Genomic DNA, 21,383 nt, shown 5'->3' with positions numbered 1-21,383 from the left:
TCGGCCGCGGGCTCGGCTGTGTGGCCGAGGACGCCGGGCGTCGGGGGCGGGTGCGCGCCGTCCAGCTCCACCGCACTGGTCGCCGGACGCCCCTGGGGTGGACCCGGCGGCGGGCGGCCTACCCGCGAGGCGCTCCGGTGGAGCCGCGGACGATCAGCTCCACGGGGAGTTCGGCGCCGTCGGCGGGGTGGCCTTCGAGGAGGGCCAGCAGGGCGGACATGCCGTGGGCGCCGACCTCGACGGCGGGGAGGCGGACGGTGGTGAGCTCGGGCTCCAGGGCCGAGGCGAGGGCCAGGTCGTCGAAGCCGGTGATCGAGATGTCGTCCGGGATCCGCAGCCCCAGCCGGTGCGCCGCCTTGCAGGCGCCCGCTGCGAGGATGTCGTCGTCGCAGACGAGCGCGGTGGGGCGGTGCTCCGGATCCGTCAGGGCACGCTCGGCGGCCCGTCGCCCCTCGTCCACGCTCAGCGCGGCGGAAACGGTCCGTACGACCGCGTCCGGCACGGCGTCGAAGGTCTCCGCCAGCGCCCGGGCGCGGACCCGGAACGTCCAGGAGTCCACGTCGGCCGCGAGGTGCGTGACGCGACGGTGGCCGAGGGCGAGCAGGTGCCGGGCCATCCGGCGCATGCCGCCCGCGATGTCCGGGTTGACGGTCGCGGCCGCCGCCGCGTCGGCCGGGTCGCTGTCCAGCATGACCAGCGGCAGCCCGCCGCCGCGCACGGCGGCCAGCGCGTCGGCCGCCATCGAGGAGGCGATCACGCCGTCGAGCGAGGCCCGTGCGGAGTCGAACGGGTCGCGGGCGGGACCGATGCCCTCGGGGGACGGGTAGAGCACCACACCGAAGCCGTGCTCGGCCGCCACCCGGGCGGCGCCGGTGTAGACGCGGGCGTAGAACTCGGTGGTGAGCGCCGGGACGACCAGGAGCGCCGTTCTGGTGCGCCCCAGCCGCAGGCTGCGCGCGGCCAGGTTCGGCCGGTAGCCGAGCTGCCGCGCCGCCTCGCGCACCGCCTCGGCCCTGCGCTCCGAGACCCTGCCGCGCCACTTGTCGCCCAGGACCAGGGACACCGTCGCCTGCGACACCCCCGCGACGCGCGCCACATCGCGGCTGGTGACCCGCGCCCCCGCGCCCGCGCCGCCCCCCGCCGGGCCGGCGCCGGCTGCGCCGGCCCCCGCCGGGGTGGCGCCCCCTGCGTCGGCTTCGGTCGAATTGGCGCCCGCGGTGTCGGCCGCCGTCGGGCTGGCACCCGCTGAGTCGGTTCCCGCCGAACCCGCGCCGGCTCCCCCCGGATCGGCACCCGCCCCTGAGGCCCGTCCCCCGGCATCCCCCGCCCCCGCGTCCCCCGTAACCGGGGTGACGTCGGCGGGCACCGGTCCGGGATGGGCCGCGGCAGCGGCGCCGCGCGTGGCCGGGGCCTCGCCCACCCGCGTGGGGCCCACGTGGTCTGCCGGAGAGGCCACGGCCGGGACGCCGGTGGCCGGCGCCGGCTGGGCGTCGCCCGGCCTGGGGGCGGCGCTCGCCACGGCGCCCCCCCAGGCGTCCGCCACGGCGCCCCCCCAGGCGTCCGCCACGGCATCCCCCGAGGCGTCAGCCCCAGCGTTCCCCGAGGCGTCAGCCCTGGCGTTCCCCGAGACGTCCGCCGCCACGTCCCCCAAGGTGTCCGCCCCAGCGTCCCCCGGGACGTCCGTCCCGGCGCGCGTCGCCGGCCGTGCCGGGCTTTTCGGCGCGCCCGTGGGCGCGTGGGCCCGTGCCCTCGCCGTGCCGGAGGTCCCCTCGTCCACGCCCGTCACTGCCGCCTCCGCCCTTCGGTTCGACCGCTCTTCGCGCCGGTCGCCGTGTCGTATTCCGGTGGACCCGCGCTGCGCTTCATGGTACGTATAACGGAGCTAGTTATACGTAAAACGTCACTGCGTGTGGGGGAGAGGGATCGACGATGGCCACGGGTTACGGAGAGCTGTTGCGGACGCGCCACGCGGCGCGGCTGCTGAGCGGGACGCTCATCGGGCGCCTGCCGAACGCGACCGCCGCGCTGGCCGCGGTGCTGTTCGTGCGCGCCGAGGGCGGCAGCTACGCGCTCGCCGGCGCGCTGTCGGCGGTGTACGGGGTGGGCAACGCCGTGGGCCAGCCGCTGCTGGGACGCGCGGTGGACCGCTACGGGCAGCCGCGGGTGATGCTGCCCGCGGCCGTGCTCTCCGCGCTCGGCATGGTGCTCTTCGCCGTCGTCGGTCTCGAACCGCTGCCGGTGGCGTACGCGGCCATGCTGGTCGCCGGGTTCTTCACCCCGCCGTTGGAGGGCGGGCTGCGGGCGCTCTGGCCCGACGTGCTCAAGCGCGACGACCGGGTGCACGCCGCCTACGCGCTGGACGCCGTCGCCCAGGAGGTGATGTTCGCCGTCGGCCCGCTGATGGTCACCCTGCTGGTGGCGGCCTGGTCGGAGGCGGGCGCGCTGCTCGTCATCAACGCCATCGGGGTGCTGGGCGCCCTGTCGGTGGTGGTCTCGCCGCCCTCGCGGCAGTGGCGCTCCGCGCCGCGCGAGGCGCACTGGCTCGGCGCGCTGCGCTCGCCCGGACTCCTCGTGCTCCTCGGCTCGTTCCTCTTCATAGGCATCGCGCTGGGCGCCATCGCGGTCGCCTCGGTCGCCTACGCCGACGAGCACGGCGGCGGGATGGTCTCCAGCTATCTGCTCTCCGCGCTCGGCGTCGGCGCGCTGATCGGCGGGGTGGCCTACGGCGCCCGCCAGTGGCCCGGCGCCTCGGAGCGACGGCTGCAGCTGCTGGTGGCGGTGCTGGCGGTCGGCTATCTGCCGCTGATACTGGTTCCCGGGGTGCCCGCGATGACCGCGCTCGCCCTGGTCGCCGGTGTCTTCCTCGCCCCGGCCCTCGCCTGCGCCTTCGTCGTCGTCGACCAGCACGCCCCCTCCGGCACCGTCACCGAGGCGTTCTCGTGGCTGGTGACCACCTTCGTGGTCGGCAACGCGGTGGGTACCGCGGTCGCGGGCCCCGTCATCCAGGAGAGCGGCATCACCGCCGGATTCGCCGTCCCCGGCGCGGCGGGGGCGGTGGCGCTGGTGGTGCTGACGGCCGCCCGCCGCTTCCTCGTCCCGGCCGTCCGGCCCGCCGGGCGCGTGGTCGCCGACTCCGCCGGCGGTGGCACCGCGGGTGAAGCCGAGGCGGAAAATGATCGAAACGGTGCCGTCGAACCCGGTTTCAGCGCAGGCCGTCAGGCGTAATGTTCAGTCATGGACCGCCGCATTTTCGGGCTGGAGAACGAGTACGGCGTCACATGCACGTTCCGGGGACAGCGCCGACTGTCTCCCGACGAAGTGGCGCGCTACCTCTTCCGCCGTGTCGTTTCCTGGGGCCGCAGCAGCAATGTCTTCCTGCGCAACGGCGCTCGCCTCTATCTCGACGTGGGATCGCACCCGGAATACGCAACTCCCGAGTGCGACAACGTGACCGAGCTGGTCACCCACGACAAGGCAGGCGAGCGCATCCTCGAGGGCCTGTTGGTGGACGCGGAAAAGCGCCTGCACGAGGAAGGGATCGCAGGCGACGTCTACCTGTTCAAGAACAACACCGACTCCGCCGGCAACTCCTACGGCTGCCATGAGAACTACCTGGTGGCCCGTCACGGAGAGTTCTCCCGCCTCGCGGACATCCTGATCCCGTTCCTGGTGACCCGCCAGCTGGTGTGCGGCGCGGGGAAGGTGCTGCAGACCCCGCGCGGCGCGGTCTACTGCGTCAGCCAGCGCGCGGAGCACATCTGGGAGGGCGTCAGCTCGGCCACCACCCGCTCCCGACCGATCATCAACACCCGTGACGAGCCGCACGCCGACGCCGAGCGCTACCGCCGGCTGCACGTCATCGTGGGCGACTCCAACATGTCCGAGACCACGATGCTGCTCAAGGTCGGCGCCACCGACCTGGTGCTGCGCATGATCGAGGCGGGCACCGTCATGCGCGACCTGACCCTGGAGAACCCGATCCGGGCCATCCGCGAGGTCAGCCACGACATCACCGGACAACGAAAGGTGCGGCTGGCCAGCGGCCGGGAGGCGTCGGCGCTGGAAGTCCAGCAGGAGTACTACGAAAAAGCCGTCGATTTCTGCGAGCGCCGCGGAATCCGCACCGGCACCGTGGAGCGCGTCCTGGAACTCTGGGGCCGCACGCTGGAAGCCGTCCGCACCCAGGACCTCGACCTCATCGACACCGAGATCGACTGGGTGATGAAATACCGGCTCATCGAGAGATACCGGGCCAAGAACAACATCACCATGTCCCACCCCCGGATCGCCCAGATAGACCTCGCATACCACGACATTCACCGTCGCCGGGGGCTGTATTACCTGCTGGAGAAGCGCGGCCAAGCGGCTCGGATCTGCAACGACTTGAAGATCTTCGAAGGCAAGTCGGTGCCGCCGCAGACCACCCGGGCCCGGCTGCGCGGCGATTTCATCCGCCGGGCGCAGGAGCAGCGCCGCGACTTCACCGTGGACTGGGTCCACCTCAAGCTCAACGACCAGGCGCAGCGCACCGTGCTGTGCAAGGACCCGTTCCGTTCCGTGGACGACCGGGTGGAGAAGCTGATCGCCGGCATGTGACCGGTGGCGGCCTGCGGCCTCGCGCCGCCGGCCGCCGGACGAACGCCGACCGGCCGGGGCCGGGGCCGCACGCGCGCCCCGGCCCCGGCCGTACGCACGTCCCGCGGCGGTCGCCCCCCGTACATCCGCGGCCGCCGCCCCAGGGCGGCCTCCGCGCCCCGCGCGTCGGCCGTGCGTCGGCTGTGGGCCGCCTGTGTGGCGCGCGTGCGGGGGCTGTGATCGCCCGCCGCCGGAACGCCGACGGGCCCCTCCGCGTTCCTCGTACGAGGCCTGTACTACGACGTAGAGTGGCCGCCAATGCCCCCGCAGGATCTATCGAACGAGGACTCTCCGTGCGCCGTCGCTCCCTCCTTCTCGCCGTGCCCGCCGGTCTACTCACCCTCGCGGGGTGCGGCGACGACAAATCCGGATCCGACAAGGGGAGCAAGGCGTCCCCCTCGCCCGACGGCCAGAGCCCCGCGCCCACCGGCAAGGTCGTGAACGGCCCGCTGCCCGAGGTGACCTCCGGCACGAAGTTCGGCGAGAAGCCGAAGATCGCCAAGGGGACCGGCAAGCCCTCCGCCGACCTCGCCGTCAAGGTGCTGATCTCCGGCGACGGCACCACGGTGGCCAAGGGCGACTATCTCCAGGTGAACTACCTGGGCCAGATCTGGGACAGCGCGAAGGTCTTCGACAACTCCTACGACCGGGGCAAGCCCGCCGTCTTCCAGATCGGCACCGGCCAGGTCATCCCCGGCTGGGACCAGGCGCTGGTGGGCAAGAAGGTCGACAGTCGGGTGGAGATGGCCATCCCGCCGAAGCTGGGCTACGGCGACCAGGGCAACCCGCAGGCCGGGATCAAGGGCACCGACACCATGGTGTTCGTCGTGGACATCGTGAACACCTTCGGCCCGACCAGCTCCGCCCAGGGCAAGAAGGTCCCGCAGAACGACGCGGACGTGCCGAAGGTCTCGGACAACACCGACGGCAAGGCGCCGACCATCACCGTTCCCAAGGGCGACGCGCCGAAGAAGCTGATCTCGGAGTACGTCATCGAGGGCGACGGCCCGAAGGTGAAGGCCAGCGACGGCGTCCTGGTGCAGTACAAGGGCGTGCTCTGGGACGGCGGCAAGGAGTTCGACTCCTCGTACGCCGGCAAGCAGCTGGCCCAGTTCTCGCTCCAGCAGGTCGTGCCCGGCTGGGCCCAGGGCCTGACCGGCAAGAAGGTCGGCAGCCGTGTCATGATCGTGATTCCGCCGGAGCTGGCCTACAAGGACAAGAAGTCCGACACCATCCCGGCCAACTCGACGCTGGTCTTCTCGGTGGACATCCTCGCGGTTCTGTAAGACTGTGCGGGTTGCCCACAACGTAACGAGGAGCAATTTTCGTGAGCATCGACAAGCCTGAGGTCGACTTCCCGGGTGGCGAGCCGCCGGCCGACCTTGAGATCAAGGACATCTGGGAGGGCGACGGGCCGGTCGCCAAGGCCGGGGACTTCGTCTCCGTGCACTACGTCGGCGTCTCCTTCAGCACCGGCGAGGAGTTCGACGCCAGCTGGAACCGCGGCACCCCGCTGCAGTTCCAGCTCGGCGCCGGCCAGGTCATCGCGGGCTGGGACAAGGGCGTGCAGGGCATGAAGGTGGGCGGCCGCCGCCAGCTGGTCATCCCGCCGCACCTGGCCTACGGCGACCGTGGCGCCGGCGGCAAGATCGCGCCGGGCGAGACGCTGATCTTCGTCTGCGACCTGGTCTCCGTCTGAGGCGGACAGCGGCATCCGAGGGCTCGTGCCGGCCGGCACGAGCCCTCGGCTTTTACCTTCGGACCCGCTAGCGGTACGGTCACGATCGATAGGTGTGATGAGAGGGGCGAAGGGCGTCGATGGCGATTGCCAAGGCCGAGCGGCTGATGAATCTGGCCCTGTGCCTGCTGGGAACCCGGCGTCCGCTCACCAAGCGGGAGCTCCGGACGTCGATCGAGGCGTATCTGCAGGCCGGCGCGGAGACCGCCGGAGCGGGCGCGGTGGACAGCGCCGCGAAGGACGAAGCCTTCAACCGGATGTTCGAGCGCGACAAGGACGATCTGCGCGAACTCGGCCTGGTCATCGAGACCGTGGAGAGCTTCGACGGCGAAATAGGCTATCTGGCCCGGCGGGACAGCAACCGACTGCCACCGATCACCTTCGACGCCGAGGAGGCCGCGGCGCTCGGTGTCGCCGCCAAGGTCTGGCAGCAGGCCCGGCTTGCCGGCGCGGCCAGCGGGGCGCTGCAGAAGCTGCGCGCCGCCGGGATGCCGGTGGCTGACGACCCGTATGACAGCGAGGCGCCCGCGCCGCACAGCGCGCTGGAGCCGCGCATCCCCACCCACGAGGCGGCCTTCGAGCCGCTGATGCTGGCCTGCCGCGACCGCCGCCCCGTGGTCTTCGAATACCGAAAGGCCAGCGCCGCGCGCCCCGAGCAGCGCCATGTGGAGCCCTGGATCCTGGAGTGCTGGCGCGGCCACTGGTACCTGGCCGGCTGGGACCGGGACCGCGGCGCCGAGCGGGTCTTCCGGCTCTCCCGGATCACCGGCCGGGTGCGCTCACGGGCCGGCGCCTTCACCGCCGAGGTCCCCGACCACGTCACCGTGCGCGAGACCGTCGAGGTCTGGGCGGGGGAGACCGCCACCGGCACCGCCCGGATCAGGCTGCGCTCCGGCCACGGCTATCCGCTCCGCGCCAAGGCGCTGACCACCCGCCCGCTCGGCGACGGCTGGGACGAGCTGGAGATCCCCTACGGACACGGGCTGGACGCGTGGCTGGTGGAGTTCGGCCCGGACGTGGTGGTGCTCGCCCCCGCCGAGCTGCGGACCGACGTGATCGAGCGGCTGCGCGCCGTGGCCAAGGGCTGAGAGGGACAGGACCGACTTCCATGGCTGGCAACGCCATCGACCAGACCCGCCGGATGCTGTCGCTGGTGACGTATCTGAGGGAGCGCCCCGGCGCCCGCGTCAGCGACGTCGCCCGCGCCTTCGGCATCACCGAGGACGAGCTCATCGCCGACCTCGACGTGCTGCCGATGTGCGGCACCAGCTTCCGCGGCGGCGACCTGCTCGACATCGACACCGACGGCGACCGCATCTGGTGGCACAACCCGGACGCCACCGGCAGCAGTGCCGGGGAGCCGCTGCGGCTCGCCGCCGACGAGGCCACCGCGCTGCTGGTGGCCGCCCGGGCCGTGGCCACCCTTCCCGGGCTACGCGAGGGCGACCGTCGCGCACTGCTGCGCGCCACCGCCAAGCTGGAGGCCGCGGCCGGCGAGGCCGCCGGCGCCAGCTCCCGGCTCTCGGTGACCTTCGAGTCCGAGGGCGGCGTCTTCGCCGACGTCGACCGGGCCATCGCCGAGCGGCGCCGGGTGTGGATGCGCTACTACTCGCCCGCCCGGGACGAGCTCACCGAGCGCGAGATCGACCCGATCCGGCTCTTCGCCGTCGGCCACACCTATGTCGAGGCGTGGTGCCGGCTGACGGAGGCCCGGCGCACCTTCCGGCTCGACCGGGTCGCCGAGATCAGGCTGCTGGACGAGGCGTCCGACCCGCCGCCGATCGAGCTGCGCGACCTCTCCGAGGCACTGGTGCAGCCCGCCGCCGAGGATCCCGAGGTGGTCGTCGAGGTGGGCCCCGGCGGGCGCTGGGTCGCCGAGTACTACCCGCACGACAGCGCCGAGGAGCTGCCCGACGGCGGCCTGCGGATCACCCTGCGCACCCCCGACCCCGGCTCACTGCGCCGGCTGGCGCTGCGGCTCGGCGGGGACGGTCGCATCGTGGCGCCCGCGGAGCTGGCGACCAGCGCCCGGGACGCGGCGCGGCGGGCCCTGGCGGCGTACGGCGAGTGACGCGCGGCGCCGCGGAGACGCCCGAACCCGTGGGCTGGAGACACGTAGGGTGACTTATGGGAGGCACAACGTGACCGCCGAGGCGAACGCCGTCCGTGCCGGTTCCGCGGCCGGCGCCGTGGTCTTCAAGGCCGGCTGCCCGCAGTGCCGCGCCCGGTTCGAACTGGGTGCGGACGCGCTGCGGCTGGCCATCGGCGCCAGCGCCCGCACCACCTTCTACTCCTTCACCTGTCCGGACTGCGGCAGCGCGGTGCGCAAGCCGGCCGGCGAGCGGATCGTGGAGCTGCTCACCGGGGGCGGAGTGAGCACCCTGCGGCTCCATTCGACGGCGTGACGCGGGGCGCCTCGCGCCCCCGGTAGGCTCCCCCCATGCTCTGGCCGATGCTTGCTATCGCTCTCGCCTTCTGTGGAATCGCCGTGCTCGCCGTGCTCGCCGCGCGGGTCTTCGTCGAGGTGCGGCGGCTGTCCCGGCAGGTGGGGGAGAGTTCGCGCCAGATCTCGCGCGCCGTGGAGGACCTGGAGCGGGCCGCGACCCCGCTGGCGGCCCACGTCGACGCGCTGCGAAGGGACTGAACGACCCGCCGCGCGGGCCACGCCGGCCGGGGCACGGACCACCGGACGTCATCCCGCCGAACGCCGCGCCGCGTAGACCGATGCACCACCGCGCGACGGAACGCCCCGCCCGCGCGGACCGAACCCGGACCCGCCGGCCTCCGTCTTCCCGCGCGACACCCCTTATCGAGCGGTCGAACGCGAGGCAAGCCTCGCGCACTGGCGAAGGGTGGCGCTCTGGGGCGCGCTCTCTTGTGGCGCGCCCCCGAGCGGTAGGCTGCTGGTCGCAGCACTGACAGCGATGACCAGCGGCATCGATGGCTGGTCCGCAACCGGGCGTATGCACAGGGATTGCCCTGTATTTACCCGTGCGGGTTACGATCGCTGACAGCACTAGCACGCCAGTCCGATCCCCACGGCCGGCAGAAGGTAACGCCGCCCCGGCGAGAAGGTAGTAGCACATGAACCTGAGGCCCACTGAGATCATCCTGATCCTCGTCGTGATCCTGCTGCTCTTCGGCGCCAAGAAGCTTCCCGACATGGCCCGGTCGCTGGGCAAGTCGGCCCGCATCCTCAAGAGCGAGGCCAAGGCCATGAAGCGGGACGACGAGACGGAGGCCACGAAGGCCACCGACGCCGCCGCCCAGCAGCAGGCCGCGCCGAAGACGATCCAGGCCGCCCCCGGTGATGTGACCAGCTCCCGCCCGGTCGGCGAGCCCGCGGACCGCACCACCCAGAGCTGACGCCGGCAGAGAGAGCCCGCCGCGCCGGCGCCCCTTCGGACGTACGCACGTCCGGAGGGTTGAGCCGGTGACGGCCTTCGCACGAGACGAGGATGTGGGTTGCTCAAGCCTGCCCGCAAGCAGAAGCCGAACCCCGAGGGGCGCATGCCCCTCACGGAGCATCTGCGTGAGCTGCGTAACCGCCTGCTGAAGTCGGTCATCGCGATCGTCGTGGTCACGATCGTCGCGCTGATCTACTACAAGCAGATCGCGGAGTTCATCACCGACCCGGTGATCGACAAGGTCGGGTGCCCCCCGGGGAAGACCGTCGCCGAGGACGGCGATTCCTGCGCCCGGATCACCGCCAACGGTCTGCTGGCCCCCTTCACGATCATGCTGAAGGTGTCGCTGGCGACCGGTGTGGTCGTCTCCAGCCCGATCTGGCTCTACCAGCTGTGGGCCTTCCTCGCGCCCGGACTGCACGGCCACGAGAAGAAGTACGCGCTGAGCTTCGTCGCCGCCGGCGTCCCGCTCTTCCTGGGCGGTGCCTACCTCGCGTACGCGATCCTGCCGACCTCGTCCGCCGCGCTCGTCGGCCTCACCCCCGACGGCTGGGACAACCTCTTCCCGGCCGACGAGTTCCTCGACATCGTGACCCGGCTGGTCATCGTCTTCGGCCTCGCCTTCGAACTGCCGTTGCTGCTGGTGCTGCTCAACCTCGGCGGGGTCCTCACCGGACAGCGGATGCTGAGCTGGTGGCGGTTCATGGTGGTGGGCATCACCGTCTTCGCCGCCGTCGCCACCCCGACCGGCGACCCGCTGACCATGTCGGTTCTGGCGGCGCCCATCGTGGTGCTGTACTTCGCCGCCACCGGGTTCTGTCTGCTCAACGACCGCCGCCGGCGACGCGCCAACCCCGACGCGGGGCTGAGCGACGACGAGGCGTCCGAGCTCGACCTCACCCCGGAGGACGTCGGCGACGTCGAGCCGGTGTCCGCCTCCCGCTCGCGCCCCGAGCAGGTGGACGGCAACGATCCGGCCAGGCGACACGGCTACGACGACATCACCTGACCGCGATCGTCCGCGCGGACCCGGTAGGGTCCGCGCGTGACCTGCGACATCACTCTCTTCGTCAATCCCACGGCGGGCCGCGGACGCGGCGCGCACGCCACTCAGCCGGCCGCCCGCGCACTGCGGGAGGCCGGCTTCGGCGTTCGTACGGTGCTGGGCCTGGACGCCGAGGACGCGCTGCGCCGGGCGCGCGCGGCCGTGGCGGCCGGTACGGGGGCGTTGATAGCCGTCGGCGGGGACGGCATGACCTCGCTCGCCCTCCAGGCCGTGGCCGGGACCGACACCCCGCTCGGGGTGGTCGCGGTCGGTACGGGCAACGACTTCGCCCAGGCCACCGGGCTGCCGGTGCGGGACCCGGTCGCCGCGGCGCACCGGATCGCCGCCTCGCTCAAGGAGGACGGCGGGCGCCCCGTCGACCTCGGGCGGGTGGGGGACACCTGGTTCGGCACCGTGCTCGCCTCCGGCTTCGACTCTCGCGTCAACGACCGCGGCAACCGCATGCGGTGGCCGACCGGCCGGTTCCGCTACGACGTCGCGATGGTCGCCGAGCTGGCGGCGCTGCGGCCCATCCCGTACCGGATCCGCCTCGACGACGGCCCGGAGCGGGAGGTCGAGGCCACCCTGATCGCGGTCGGCAACGGCAGTTCGTACGGCGGCGGGATGCGCATCTGCGGGGACGCCCGGCTGGACGACGGGCTCTTCGACATCACCGTGGTCGGCCCGTGCAGCCGCGCGACGCTGCTGAGGGTCTTCCCGCGCGTCTACCGGGGCACGCACCTGAACCACCCGAAGGTCACCACCTACCGGGTCGCGAGCGTCACGCTCAGCGCCGAGGGGCTGACCGGCTACGCGGACGGGGAGCCGCTCGGTCCGCTGCCGCTCACCGCGCGTACGGTGCCGGGCGCGGTCCGTGTCCTGGGCGTACGGTGACCGAACGCGGCCCCGGCGGACCGGCGGACCGGCGCTCGCACCGCGCGGGCGAGCCGCGGCCGCGCCCCGGGGTCGTGCGCGCCTCCGCGCCCTCCGAGCCCCGAAAAAGATCGCGTGCGCTGTCCTAGGTGGCCGGTAGGCTCGTACGTACGATGACCGACGAGCAGCTGACTCCCGCCGAGCGCTATGCCGCGGCCCGCCGCCGGGCGGCCGAGCAGGCCACCGCGCTGGCCCCCTTCCGCGAGATGTACGACTTCGAGCTGGACCCGTTCCAGATCGAGGCGTGCAAGGCCCTTGAGGCCGGCAAGGGTGTTCTGGTGGCCGCGCCCACCGGCTCCGGCAAGACCATCGTGGGCGAGTTCGCCGTCCACCTGGCCCTCACACAGGGCCGCAAATGCTTCTACACCACGCCGATCAAGGCGCTGTCGAACCAGAAGTACACCGACCTGGTCAAGCGCCACGGCGCCGACCGCGTCGGCCTGCTGACCGGCGACAACAGCATCAACTCCGAGGCGCCGGTGGTCGTGATGACCACCGAGGTGCTGCGGAACATGCTGTACGCGGGCTCGCAGTCGCTCTCCGGCCTCGGCTATGTGGTGATGGACGAGGTGCACTACCTCTCCGACCGCTTCCGCGGCGCCGTCTGGGAGGAGGTCATCATCCACCTCCCGGAGTCGGTGACCCTGATCTCGCTCTCGGCCACGGTCTCCAACGCCGAGGAGTTCGGCGACTGGCTGGACACGGTCCGCGGCGACACCGAGGTGATCGTCTCCGAGCACCGCCCGGTGCCGCTGTGGCAGCACGTGCTCGCCGGGCGCCGGATGTACGACCTCTTCGAGGAGAAGAGCCAGCGCGACGGCGGCCAGGGCACCGGCCGCCGCGAGGTCAACCCCGACCTGGTGCGGCTGGCCCGGATGGAGAACAGCCGACCCACCTTCGGCCGCGACAAGCGCCGGGGGCGCGACAACATGCGGGAGGCGGACCGCGAGCGCGAGCGCCGCCAGCGCAGCCGGATCTGGACGCCCGGCCGACCCGAGGTCATCGACCGGCTCGACGCCGAGGGGCTGCTGCCCGCCATCACCTTCATCTTCAGCCGCGCCGGCTGCGAGGCCGCCGTCCAGCAGTGCCTGTACGCCGGGCTGCGGCTCAACGACGACGCGGCGCGCGCCAAGGTGCGGGCCGTCGTCGAGGAGCGCACGGCCGGGATCCCCGACGAAGACCTCCATGTGCTGGGCTACTTCGAGTGGCTGGAGGGCCTGGAGCGGGGCATAGCCGCGCACCACGCCGGCATGCTGCCGACCTTCAAGGAGGTCGTGGAGGAGCTGTTCGTCCAGGGCCTGGTCAAGGCGGTGTTCGCCACCGAGACGCTGGCCCTCGGCATCAACATGCCGGCCCGCTCGGTGGTGTTGGAGAAGCTCGTCAAGTGGAACGGCGAGCAGCACGCCGACATCACCCCCGGTGAGTACACCCAGCTCACCGGCCGCGCCGGGCGGCGCGGCATCGACGTCGAGGGACACGCGGTGGTGCTGTGGCAGCGCGCCATGGACCCGGCCGCGCTGGCCGGCCTGGCCGGCACCCGCACCTATCCGCTGCGCTCCTCCTTCAAGCCCTCGTACAACATGGCGGTCAACCTGGTCTCGCAGTTCGGGCGGCACCGCTCGCGCGAGCTGTTGGAGACCTCCTTCGCCCAGTTCCAGGCCGACAAGGCGGTCGTGGGCATCTCCCGACAGGTGCAGCGCAACGAGGAGGGCCTCAGCGGCTACCGCGAGGCCATGACCTGCCACCTGGGCGACTTCGAGGAGTACGCGCGGCTGCGCCGCGAGCTGAAGGACCGCGAGACCGACCTGGCCCGGCAGGGCGTGGCGCAGCGCCGCGCGGCCGCCGCGGCGGCGCTGGAGAAGCTCCGGCCCGGCGACGTCATCCACGTGCCCACCGGCAAGTACGCGGGCCTGGCGCTGGTGCTGGACCCGGGCGTCCCCGGCCGGGCCGGCGGGCACCGCGGCTTCGAAAACCACGACGGGCCACGCCCGTTGGTCCTCACCGCCGAACGGCAGGTCAAGCGGCTGGCCTCCATCGATTTCCCGATTCCGGTGGAGCCGCTGGAGCGGATGCGGGTCCCCAAGTCCTTCAACCCGCGCAGCCCGCAGTCCCGCCGCGACCTGGCCTCCGCGCTGCGCACCAAGGCCGGCCACCTCGACGTACGACGGCACCGCAAGGACCGCTCCGCGGCGGCCGACGACTCCGAGATCCTGCGGCTGCGGTCCGCGATCCGGGCACACCCCTGCCACGGCTGCGACGAGCGCGAGGACCACGCCCGCTGGGCCGAGCGCTACCAGCGGCTGGCGCGCGACACCCGACAGCTGGAGCGGCGCATCGAGGGCCGTACCAACACCATCGCCCGGACCTTCGACCGGATCTGCGCGCTGCTGAGTGAGCTGGGCTACCTCCGCGGCGACGAGGTCACCGAGGACGGGCAGCGGCTGGCCCGGCTCTACGGAGAGCTCGACCTGCTGGCCAGCGAGTGCCTCCGCGACGGCATCTGGGAGGGGCTGAGCGCGCCCGAGCTGGCGGCCTGCGCCTCGGCGCTGGTCTTCGAGGCGCGGCAGGCGGACGACGCGATGCCGCCCAAGCTCCCCACCGGCAACGCCAAGCAGGCGCTGGGCGAGATGGTCCGCATCTGGGGCCGGCTGGACGCCCTGGAGGAGAACCACAAGATCAACCAGGCGGAGGGGGTCGGGCAGCGCGAGCCCGACCTGGGCTTCGCCTGGGTCGCCTACCGCTGGGCCTCCGGTCATGGCCTCGACGAGGTGCTGCGCGAAGTCGACATGCCCGCGGGCGATTTCGTGCGCTGGTGCAAGCAACTCATCGATGTGCTCGGCCAGATCGCCCAGGCGGCCCCACCCGGCGGCACGGTGGCGCGCAATGCCCGCCGCGCGGTGGACGGGTTGCTGCGCGGGGTGGTGGCGTACAGCTCGGTGGGGTGAACCCCGACCCACCTCATGGAGAGGGGAGACCCCGCCCGGCGGGGCCTCCCCTCGAAGGTGAGCGTTCGCGGTGCCGGCCCGCGCGGCGCGGAGCATGCCATGCCTGTACGCGTGTGCGTGCGCGGCCAGATGGCCCCCGGTGCGGTGTCGCCGTGTCGGGGCGCGCGGGTGCGTGTGATGGCCGGGCGCGGGACCGATGCCCGGGCGTGCGGGACGGTAGCGGGGGCGAGCGCGCGCGTTCACACCGCGGCCCGTGCGGTCCGCGCGATGTGCGTGCGTCAGGCGAGGCCCGCGCGCCCGCGCGCGTTCACACAGCGGCCCGCGCGGTCCACGCGGTGTGTGCGCGTTAGGCCGCGGCCCGCGCGTCCGCGCGGCCTCACCGCGGCCCGTGCGTGCGTCAGGCCGCGGTCCGTGTGCCCGCGCGGTGCGCACGCATCCTCACCGCGGTCCGCGTGCTCCGCGCGAGGCGCGCTCGTCAGACCGCGGTCCGCGCGATTGCGCGCCCGTTCACACAGCGGCCCGCGCGCCCGCGCGTTGCGCGCGGGCGCACCGCGGCCCCCGCGCTCCGCGCGATGTTCGTACGTCAGCCCGCGGCCCGTGCGTCCGCACGCTGCGCGCGGGGTTACGCCGCGGCCCGCGCGTCCGTCGCGCCGCCCTCCTGCTCGGCTTCCACCTGTGCGTTCCACGCGGGCTTGGACGCCTGCCAGCCGTCCTCGTCGTGGCCGCGTCGCCAGTAGCCGGAGATCGACAGCCACTCGCGCGGGACCTCCCGCTCGATCCGCAGATGACGGCGGAGCTCCTTGACGAAGCCGGCCTCGCCGTGGACGAAGACATGCGCCTGGCCCGGCGGGAACTCCAGATTCCGCACCGCCTCGACCAGCGCCTCGCCGACCGGCGCGGCGCCGCGGTGCAGCCACACGACCTCCGCCCCGTCCGGCACGGTGAGCTTCTGCTCCTCCTCCGGGCTGGCGACCTCGATGAAGGCCCGCACCGGCACGCCGGAGGGGGCCCGCTCCAGGGAGGCGGCGATGGCGGGCAGCGCGCTCTCGTCGCCCACGAGCAGATGCCAGTCGGCCTCCTCGCTCGGCAGGTACGCCCCGCCGGGGCCGAGCAGGCTGATCTCCTGGCCCGGGGTGGCGCGCAGCGCCCACGGCCCGGCCAGCCCCTCGTCGCCGTGGACCACGAAGTCCACGGTCAGCTCGCGCGCGGCCGGGTCCCAGGCGCGCACGGTGTACGTGCGGGTCCGGGGCCACTGGTCGCGCGGGAACTCCTCGCGGATGCGGGCGATGTCGAACGGCTCCGGGTAGCTGACGCCCTCCACCGGGAAGAGCAGCTTGACGTAGTGGTCGCTGCACTCGCCCGCGACGAACGCGGCGAGACCCTCACCGCCCAGCACGACCCGGACCATGTGCGGCGTCAGGCGCTCCGTGCGCACCACCCGGGCGCGGTGGACCTGAGGCTTCTTGCGTGCCGGACGGTCAGCCACGGCTACCTCCCCGTTCCAGGAAATAAGTTAGGTTTACCTAACCTAACAGGTCATCCCTGGAGCGTGTCGAGCAACCGCTGGAGTGACCCGCCCAACCCCCACCGACGGGCGAGCGCGTCCAGCGCCTCGGGGTGGCGCGGGGCGCGCGGCAGCGTCGGGTCCGCGGCGGGCAGGGCGACATCGGAGGCGACCCGCACCACCCGCGGCGCGACCGCGAGGTACGGCCGCGCCTCGTCCAGCCGCCGGCGCTGCGTGGGGGTCAGCTTCGACGACGGGTCGTCGACCGCGGCCATGATCCCGGCCAGGTCGCCATAGCCGGCCAGCAGCTTGGCGGCGGTCTTCTCGCCGATGCCGGGCACGCCCGGCAGGCCGTCGCTGGGGTCGCCGCGGAGCAGCGCCAGATCCGCGTACCCCGGACCGTCGACGCCGTACTTCTCCCGCAGCGCCGCCTCGTCCACCGCCTGGAGCGTGCCCACGCCCTTGACCGGATACAGCACCCGCACCCCACGTCGGTCGTCCACCAGCTGGTACAGGTCGCGGTCGCCGGTGACGATGTCCACCGGGCCGGAGGCCCGCGCGGTGAGCGTCCCGATCACGTCGTCCGCCTCGTAGCCGGCCGCGCCCACCCGGGCGATGCCGACGGCGTCCAGCACCTCGTCGATCACCGGCACCTGCGGGGCGAGGGTGTCCGGCACCTCCTCCTCGTCCGGCACGCCGCTCGGAGTCTCCTCGGCGACCCGGTGCGCCTTGTAGGAGGGGATGAGGTCGACCCGCCACTGCGGACGCCAGTCGAAGTCCATGCACGCGACCAGGTCGTCCGGGTGGTGGTCCTGGACCAGCCGGGCGACGAAGTCGAGCAGCCCGCGCACGGCGTTCACCGGGGTGCCGTCCGGGGCCCGGACCGAGTCGGGCACCCCGAAGTAGGCCCGGAAGTACAGGGAGGCGGTGTCGAGGAGCATCAGGCGTCGCGTCACGCCTCGATCATGCCGCATGCCACGGACGGTCACCGGACATCCACCGGGCCCGCACGCCGCCGGGCGTTCGACGCCGCGGTAGGCGCGAGGCGTGCCCCCGGGCGGCGTTCACGACATGGCTGTGAAGCGGGTCACGGCGGCGTTTACCCCGAATGATCCCGGGCAGGCGCGCCCGCGGAGCGGACCCGTTTCGGCCAGATTCCTGGCGCCACGACGGGCCACGCGGGCCGATGCCGTGCCGCTCCACGACCTGCCGGCGGGGGCGGCAGGTCGTTTTTCTGCGACCGGAGAGGTGTATGTGTCCAGGCTGCGAGCCGAGCGGTTGTACAAGGTGTTCGGCAGACGACCGGAAGAGGCGGTGAGACGGCTTCAGGACGGGGCCGACCGCGACCAGCTGCGCAACGACGGGACGACCGCGGCCGTGATCGACGCGTCGTTCGCCGTCGAGGCAGGCCAGATCTTCGTCGTGATGGGCCTGTCCGGCTCCGGGAAGTCGACCCTGCTGCGCATGCTCAACGGGCTGCTGGAGCCGACCTCCGGACGTGTGCTCTTCGACGGCCAGGACCTGACCGCGCTCACCCCGCGCGAGCTGCGCCGGGTGCGCTCGAAGAAGATCAGCATGGTCTTCCAGCACTTCGCGCTCTTCCCCCACCGCAGCGTGTTGGAGAACGCCGGATACGGCCTGGAGGTGCAGGGCGTCCCGCGCGCCGAGCGGGAGCGCCGGGCGGCCGAGGCGCTCGCCCTGGTCGGCCTCGCCGGCTGGGAGAAGTCCTGGCCCGACGAGCTCTCCGGCGGTATGCAGCAGCGGGTGGGCCTGGCCCGCGCGCTGGCCACCGACGCCGATCTGCTGCTGATGGACGAGTCCTTCAGCGCCCTGGACCCGCTGATCCGGCGTGACATGCAGGACCAGCTGCTGGAGCTCCAGAAGCGGCTCAAGAAGACCATCGTCTTCATCACCCACGACCTGAACGAGGCCATGCGGCTGGGCGACCAGATCGCGGTGATGCGGGACGGCCGGATCGTCCAGACCGGCTCCGCCGAGGACATCCTCACCACCCCCGCCAACGACTACGTCGCCTCGTTCATCCAGGACGTGGACCGCAGCCGGGTGCTCACCGCCGGAGCGATCATGGCCCCGGTGCGGACGCTGCTGGGCACCACGGCCGACGACGGAACGGAGCTCCGTACGGCCGCCGACGTGCTGGCGGCGACGCCGGCCCGGGTCGCCGCCGACACCCCGGTCATCGAGCTGTTCACCCCCTGCTCGCGCAGCGCCGTCGCGGTCGCCGTGACGGACGAGGACGGCACCCTCGTCGGAGTGGTCACCCGCGAGCGGCTGTTCGCGGCGCTGGGCGAGCCGGAACCGGCCGGCGACTCCGAGGCCGAGCCGCCCCCCGCGTCGACCGTTCCCGCCGCGCGGGAGCCGGAGCGTACGGAAACGAAGGGCACGGAAACGAAGGACACGGAAGCGCGGTTCGCGGCGGCGAAGGGCACGGAAGCCGCCGGGAGCGCCGGTGGCGACGAGGGCAAGGTGATCGCCGGTGCCTAGGCTCGAACTCGGACGCTGGGTCGAGGACGGCGTGACCTGGCTGCAGGAGCACCTCAGCTGGCTCTTCGACGTCATCAACTCCGTCCTCACCGGCATGTACGACGGCGTCGACTCGGCCCTCGGCGCGCCCGAACCGCTGCTGATGGCCGGCATCTTCACGATCGTCGCGCTCTGGCTGCGCGGCCCGGTCGCCGCCGTACTCGCCTTCGCGGGCTTCGCCCTGGTCGACTCCTTCACGCTCTGGGACGAGGCGATGGCCACGCTGTCGCTGGTGCTCGTGGCGAGCGTGATCACCATCGCCCTGGCGGTGCCGCTGGGCATCTGGGCGGCCCGTAGCCGCGCGGTCAGCGGACTGCTGCGGCCGGTGCTCGACGTGATGCAGACGATGCCCGCCTTCGTCTATCTGCTGCCCGGCGTGATGTTCTTCGGCATCGGCATCACCCCCGGCCTGATCGCCACCATCGTCTTCGCGATGCCGCCCGGCGTGCGCATGACCGAGCTCGGCATCCGCCAGGTCGACGGCGAGCTGGTGGAGGCGGCGCAGGCGTTCGGCACCAGCCCGCGCGACACCCTGCTCCGGGTCCAGCTGCCGCTCGCCCTGCCCACGATCATGGCCGGAATCAACCAGGTCATCATGCTCGCGCTGTCCATGGTGGTCATCGCCGGCATGTCGGGTGCGGAGGGCCTCGGCGGGACCGTCTACGCCGCCGTCACCCAGGTCGACGTCGGCGCCGGCGTGGAGAGCGGCCTGGCCGTGGTGGTCCTGGCCATCTACCTGGACCGCACCACCGGCGCGCTGAACCAGCGGGTCTCCCCGCTCGGCCGCCGAGCCATGGCCAAGGCGGCCGCCTCGACGCGCGGCGCGCGGCTGTGGAACTACCGCCCCGGTACGGCGGTCGCCACGGTCGGCGTGGTCGTCCTCGCGCTCATCGCCGGCGGTATGAACCTCGCCTCCTCCGGCGACACCGAGGACGCGGCGGCGAGCGGCGACGTCGGCCACGGCCGGCAGCTCGACATCGGCTACATCCCGTGGGACGAGGGCATCGCCTCCACCTACCTCTGGAAGGAGATGTTGGAGCAGCGCGGCTACCAGCCGTCCCTCAAGCAGCTCGACGCCGGCCCGCTCTACTCCGGCCTCGCCCGCGGGGACGTCGACTTCCAGACGGACGCCTGGCTGCCGACCACCCACCAGAACTACTGGGACCGGTACGGCGACCGCCTCGCCGACCTGGGCTCGTGGTACGGGCCGACGTCGCTGGAGCTGTCGGTGCCCTCGTATGTGAAGGGGATCGATTCGCTGGAGGACCTGAAGGGGAAGGGGTCCACCTTCAAGGGGAAGATCATCGGTATCGAGGCGAGCGCCGGGATGATGGGCATCCTGAACGACAAGGTGCTCAAGGAGTACGGGCTGGACGGCGAGTACGAGGTGGTCGCGTCCAGCACGTCGTCGATGCTGGCGGAGCTGGACCGGTCGATCAAGAAGAAGGAGCCGGTCGTCGTCACCCTGTGGTCCCCGCACTGGGCCTACAGCAAGTACGACCTGAAGAAGCTCGGCGACCCCAAGGGCGCCTGGGGCGAGGGCGACCGGGTGCACACCGTCGCCTCCGGCGGCTTCGCCGCCGAGGAGCCGACCGTCGCCCGCTGGCTGCGCGACTTCCGGATGTCCGAGGCCCAGCTCACCGACCTGGAGCAGCGGATCCAGGAGGCCGGCAAGGGCAGGGAGCAGCAGGCCGTCCGTGCCTGGCTGAAGGAGCACCCCGGCGCCGTGGACACCTGGGCCCCGGTGCCTGGCGGCGCCAAGAAGCACGGGCGTGACGCGGGCAAGAAGGTGGACCTCGGCTACTTCCCGTGGGACGAGGCCGTGGCCGCCACCTACCTGTGGCAGAACGTCCTGGAGGACCGCGGCTACAAGCCCTCGGTCAAGCAGCTCGACCCCGGACCGCTCTACACGGCCCTGGCGCAGGGCCAGATGGACGTCCAGTTCGACTCCTGGCTGCCCACCACCCACAAGCAGTACATGGACAAGTACGGCGACCGCCTCGCCGACCTGGGCTCGTGGTACGGGCCGACGTCGCTGGAGCTGTCGGTGCCCTCGTATGTGAAGGGGATCGATTCGCTGGAGGACCTGAAGGGGAAGGGGTCCACCTTCAAGGGGAAGATCATCGGTATCGAGGCGAGCGCCGGGATGATGGGCATCCTGAACGACAAGGTGCTCAAGGAGTACGGGCTGGACGGCGAGTACGAGGTGGTCGCGTCCAGCACGTCGTCGATGCTGGCGGAGCTGGACCGGTCGATCAAGAAGAAGGAGCCGGTCGTCGTCACGCTGTGGTCCCCGCACTGGGCCTACAGCACGTACGACCTCAAGAAGCTCGGCGACCCCAGGGGCGCCTGGGGCAAGGGCGAGAAGATCCACACCGTGGCCAAGAAGGACTTCGCCGAGGACTTCCCCGAGTTCCACCGTTGGCTGAAGGACTTCAAGCTGAGCGAGGAGCAGCTCGCCTCCCTGGAGGCCGAGATCCAGAAGGGCGGCAAGGGCGAGGAGAAGGAGTCCGCCCGCCGCTGGATGGACGCCCACCCGGGCATCGTCGACACCCTGGCGCCGGTGGCCTCCTGACACCCCGCCGGGCCGTCCGCCGGACCGCGCGCCGCCTCGTACGGCGGACCCTCCGGC

The 21,383-nt window shown here is 72.5% G+C and carries 17 protein-coding genes; 14 read left to right on the top strand and 3 right to left on the bottom strand.

The window, feature by feature from the left end; genetic code table 11:
* Positions 1-118 precede the first annotated feature (118 nt).
* Entirely contained in the window at positions 119-1,096 is a 978-nt protein-coding gene (locus CD790_RS21240) for a LacI family DNA-binding transcriptional regulator (protein ID WP_144384897.1), read from the bottom strand.
* Between the two features lie 833 nt (positions 1,097-1,929).
* On the opposite strand from CD790_RS21240, the gene CD790_RS21235 reads away from it, so the two are divergent.
* From CD790_RS21235 to CD790_RS21180, 12 genes are all read left to right on the top strand, one after another.
* Positions 1,930-3,225: an MFS transporter gene (locus CD790_RS21235; protein ID WP_144384896.1), complete on the top strand. Its 1,296-nt coding sequence runs from the start codon at positions 1,930-1,932 to the stop codon at positions 3,223-3,225.
* 9 nt (positions 3,226-3,234) lie between these two features.
* A complete protein-coding gene (pafA, locus tag CD790_RS21230; RefSeq protein ID WP_144384895.1) occupies positions 3,235-4,596 on the top strand; it encodes a Pup--protein ligase in 1,362 nt (453 codons plus the stop codon).
* A 332-nt stretch (positions 4,597-4,928) separates the two neighbouring features.
* Complete coding sequence (locus CD790_RS21225; protein ID WP_144384894.1) at positions 4,929-5,921, top strand: FKBP-type peptidyl-prolyl cis-trans isomerase; 993 nt, start codon at positions 4,929-4,931, stop codon at positions 5,919-5,921.
* A 41-nt stretch (positions 5,922-5,962) separates the two neighbouring features.
* Entirely contained in the window at positions 5,963-6,334 is a 372-nt protein-coding gene (locus tag CD790_RS21220) for an FKBP-type peptidyl-prolyl cis-trans isomerase (RefSeq protein WP_144384893.1), read from the top strand.
* Positions 6,335-6,453: 119 nt separating this feature from the next.
* A complete protein-coding gene (locus tag CD790_RS21215; protein WP_144384892.1) occupies positions 6,454-7,461 on the top strand; it encodes a YafY family protein in 1,008 nt (335 codons plus the stop codon).
* 20 nt (positions 7,462-7,481) lie between these two features.
* Complete coding sequence (locus tag CD790_RS21210; protein ID WP_144384891.1) at positions 7,482-8,444, top strand: YafY family protein; 963 nt, start codon at positions 7,482-7,484, stop codon at positions 8,442-8,444.
* Between the two features lie 70 nt (positions 8,445-8,514).
* Positions 8,515-8,778 (top strand): hypothetical protein, encoded by a 264-nt coding sequence (locus CD790_RS21205; protein WP_144384890.1) that lies wholly within the window; start codon positions 8,515-8,517, stop codon positions 8,776-8,778.
* A gap of 35 nt (positions 8,779-8,813) precedes the next feature.
* On the top strand, positions 8,814-9,017 hold the full coding sequence (locus CD790_RS21200) for a hypothetical protein (RefSeq protein ID WP_144384889.1): 204 nt from the start codon (positions 8,814-8,816) through the stop codon (positions 9,015-9,017).
* A 440-nt stretch (positions 9,018-9,457) separates the two neighbouring features.
* Positions 9,458-9,739 (top strand): Sec-independent protein translocase subunit TatA, encoded by a 282-nt coding sequence (gene tatA, locus CD790_RS21195; protein ID WP_144384888.1) that lies wholly within the window; start codon positions 9,458-9,460, stop codon positions 9,737-9,739.
* Positions 9,740-9,838: 99 nt separating this feature from the next.
* On the top strand, positions 9,839-10,789 hold the full coding sequence (gene tatC, locus CD790_RS21190) for a twin-arginine translocase subunit TatC (protein WP_144384887.1): 951 nt from the start codon (positions 9,839-9,841) through the stop codon (positions 10,787-10,789).
* A 36-nt stretch (positions 10,790-10,825) separates the two neighbouring features.
* Positions 10,826-11,719, top strand: a complete 894-nt coding sequence (locus CD790_RS21185; protein WP_144384886.1) for a diacylglycerol kinase — start codon at positions 10,826-10,828, stop codon at positions 11,717-11,719.
* Between the two features lie 152 nt (positions 11,720-11,871).
* The gene (locus CD790_RS21180; RefSeq protein WP_144384885.1) at positions 11,872-14,703 is read left to right on the top strand and encodes an RNA helicase; all 2,832 of its coding nucleotides are present in this window, start codon (positions 11,872-11,874) and stop codon (positions 14,701-14,703) included.
* A gap of 622 nt (positions 14,704-15,325) precedes the next feature.
* Here CD790_RS21180 and CD790_RS21175 read toward each other — a convergent pair.
* A complete protein-coding gene (locus CD790_RS21175) occupies positions 15,326-16,189 on the bottom strand; it encodes a siderophore-interacting protein (RefSeq protein ID WP_144384884.1) in 864 nt (287 codons plus the stop codon).
* Positions 16,190-16,239: 50 nt separating this feature from the next.
* On the bottom strand, positions 16,240-17,148 hold the full coding sequence (locus tag CD790_RS21170) for a 5'-3' exonuclease (protein WP_144385069.1): 909 nt from the start codon (positions 17,146-17,148) through the stop codon (positions 16,240-16,242).
* Between the two features lie 313 nt (positions 17,149-17,461).
* On the opposite strand from CD790_RS21170, the gene CD790_RS21165 reads away from it, so the two are divergent.
* The gene (locus CD790_RS21165) at positions 17,462-18,712 is read left to right on the top strand and encodes a glycine betaine/L-proline ABC transporter ATP-binding protein (RefSeq protein ID WP_144384883.1); all 1,251 of its coding nucleotides are present in this window, start codon (positions 17,462-17,464) and stop codon (positions 18,710-18,712) included.
* Positions 18,705-21,326, top strand: coding sequence for an ABC transporter permease/substrate binding protein (locus CD790_RS21160; RefSeq protein ID WP_144384882.1), 2,622 nt, complete (start codon positions 18,705-18,707; stop codon positions 21,324-21,326). The genes CD790_RS21165 and CD790_RS21160 overlap by 8 nt, the downstream gene beginning before the upstream one ends.
* The last annotated feature ends 57 nt before the right edge of the window (positions 21,327-21,383 follow it).

This window comes from Streptomyces sp. SAJ15 (assembly GCF_007595705.1).
Classification (GTDB): Bacteria; Actinomycetota; Actinomycetes; order Streptomycetales; family Streptomycetaceae; genus Streptomyces.
Note: the sequence above shows the minus strand (reverse complement) of the source record. Positions and strands in the feature narration are given on the sequence as shown.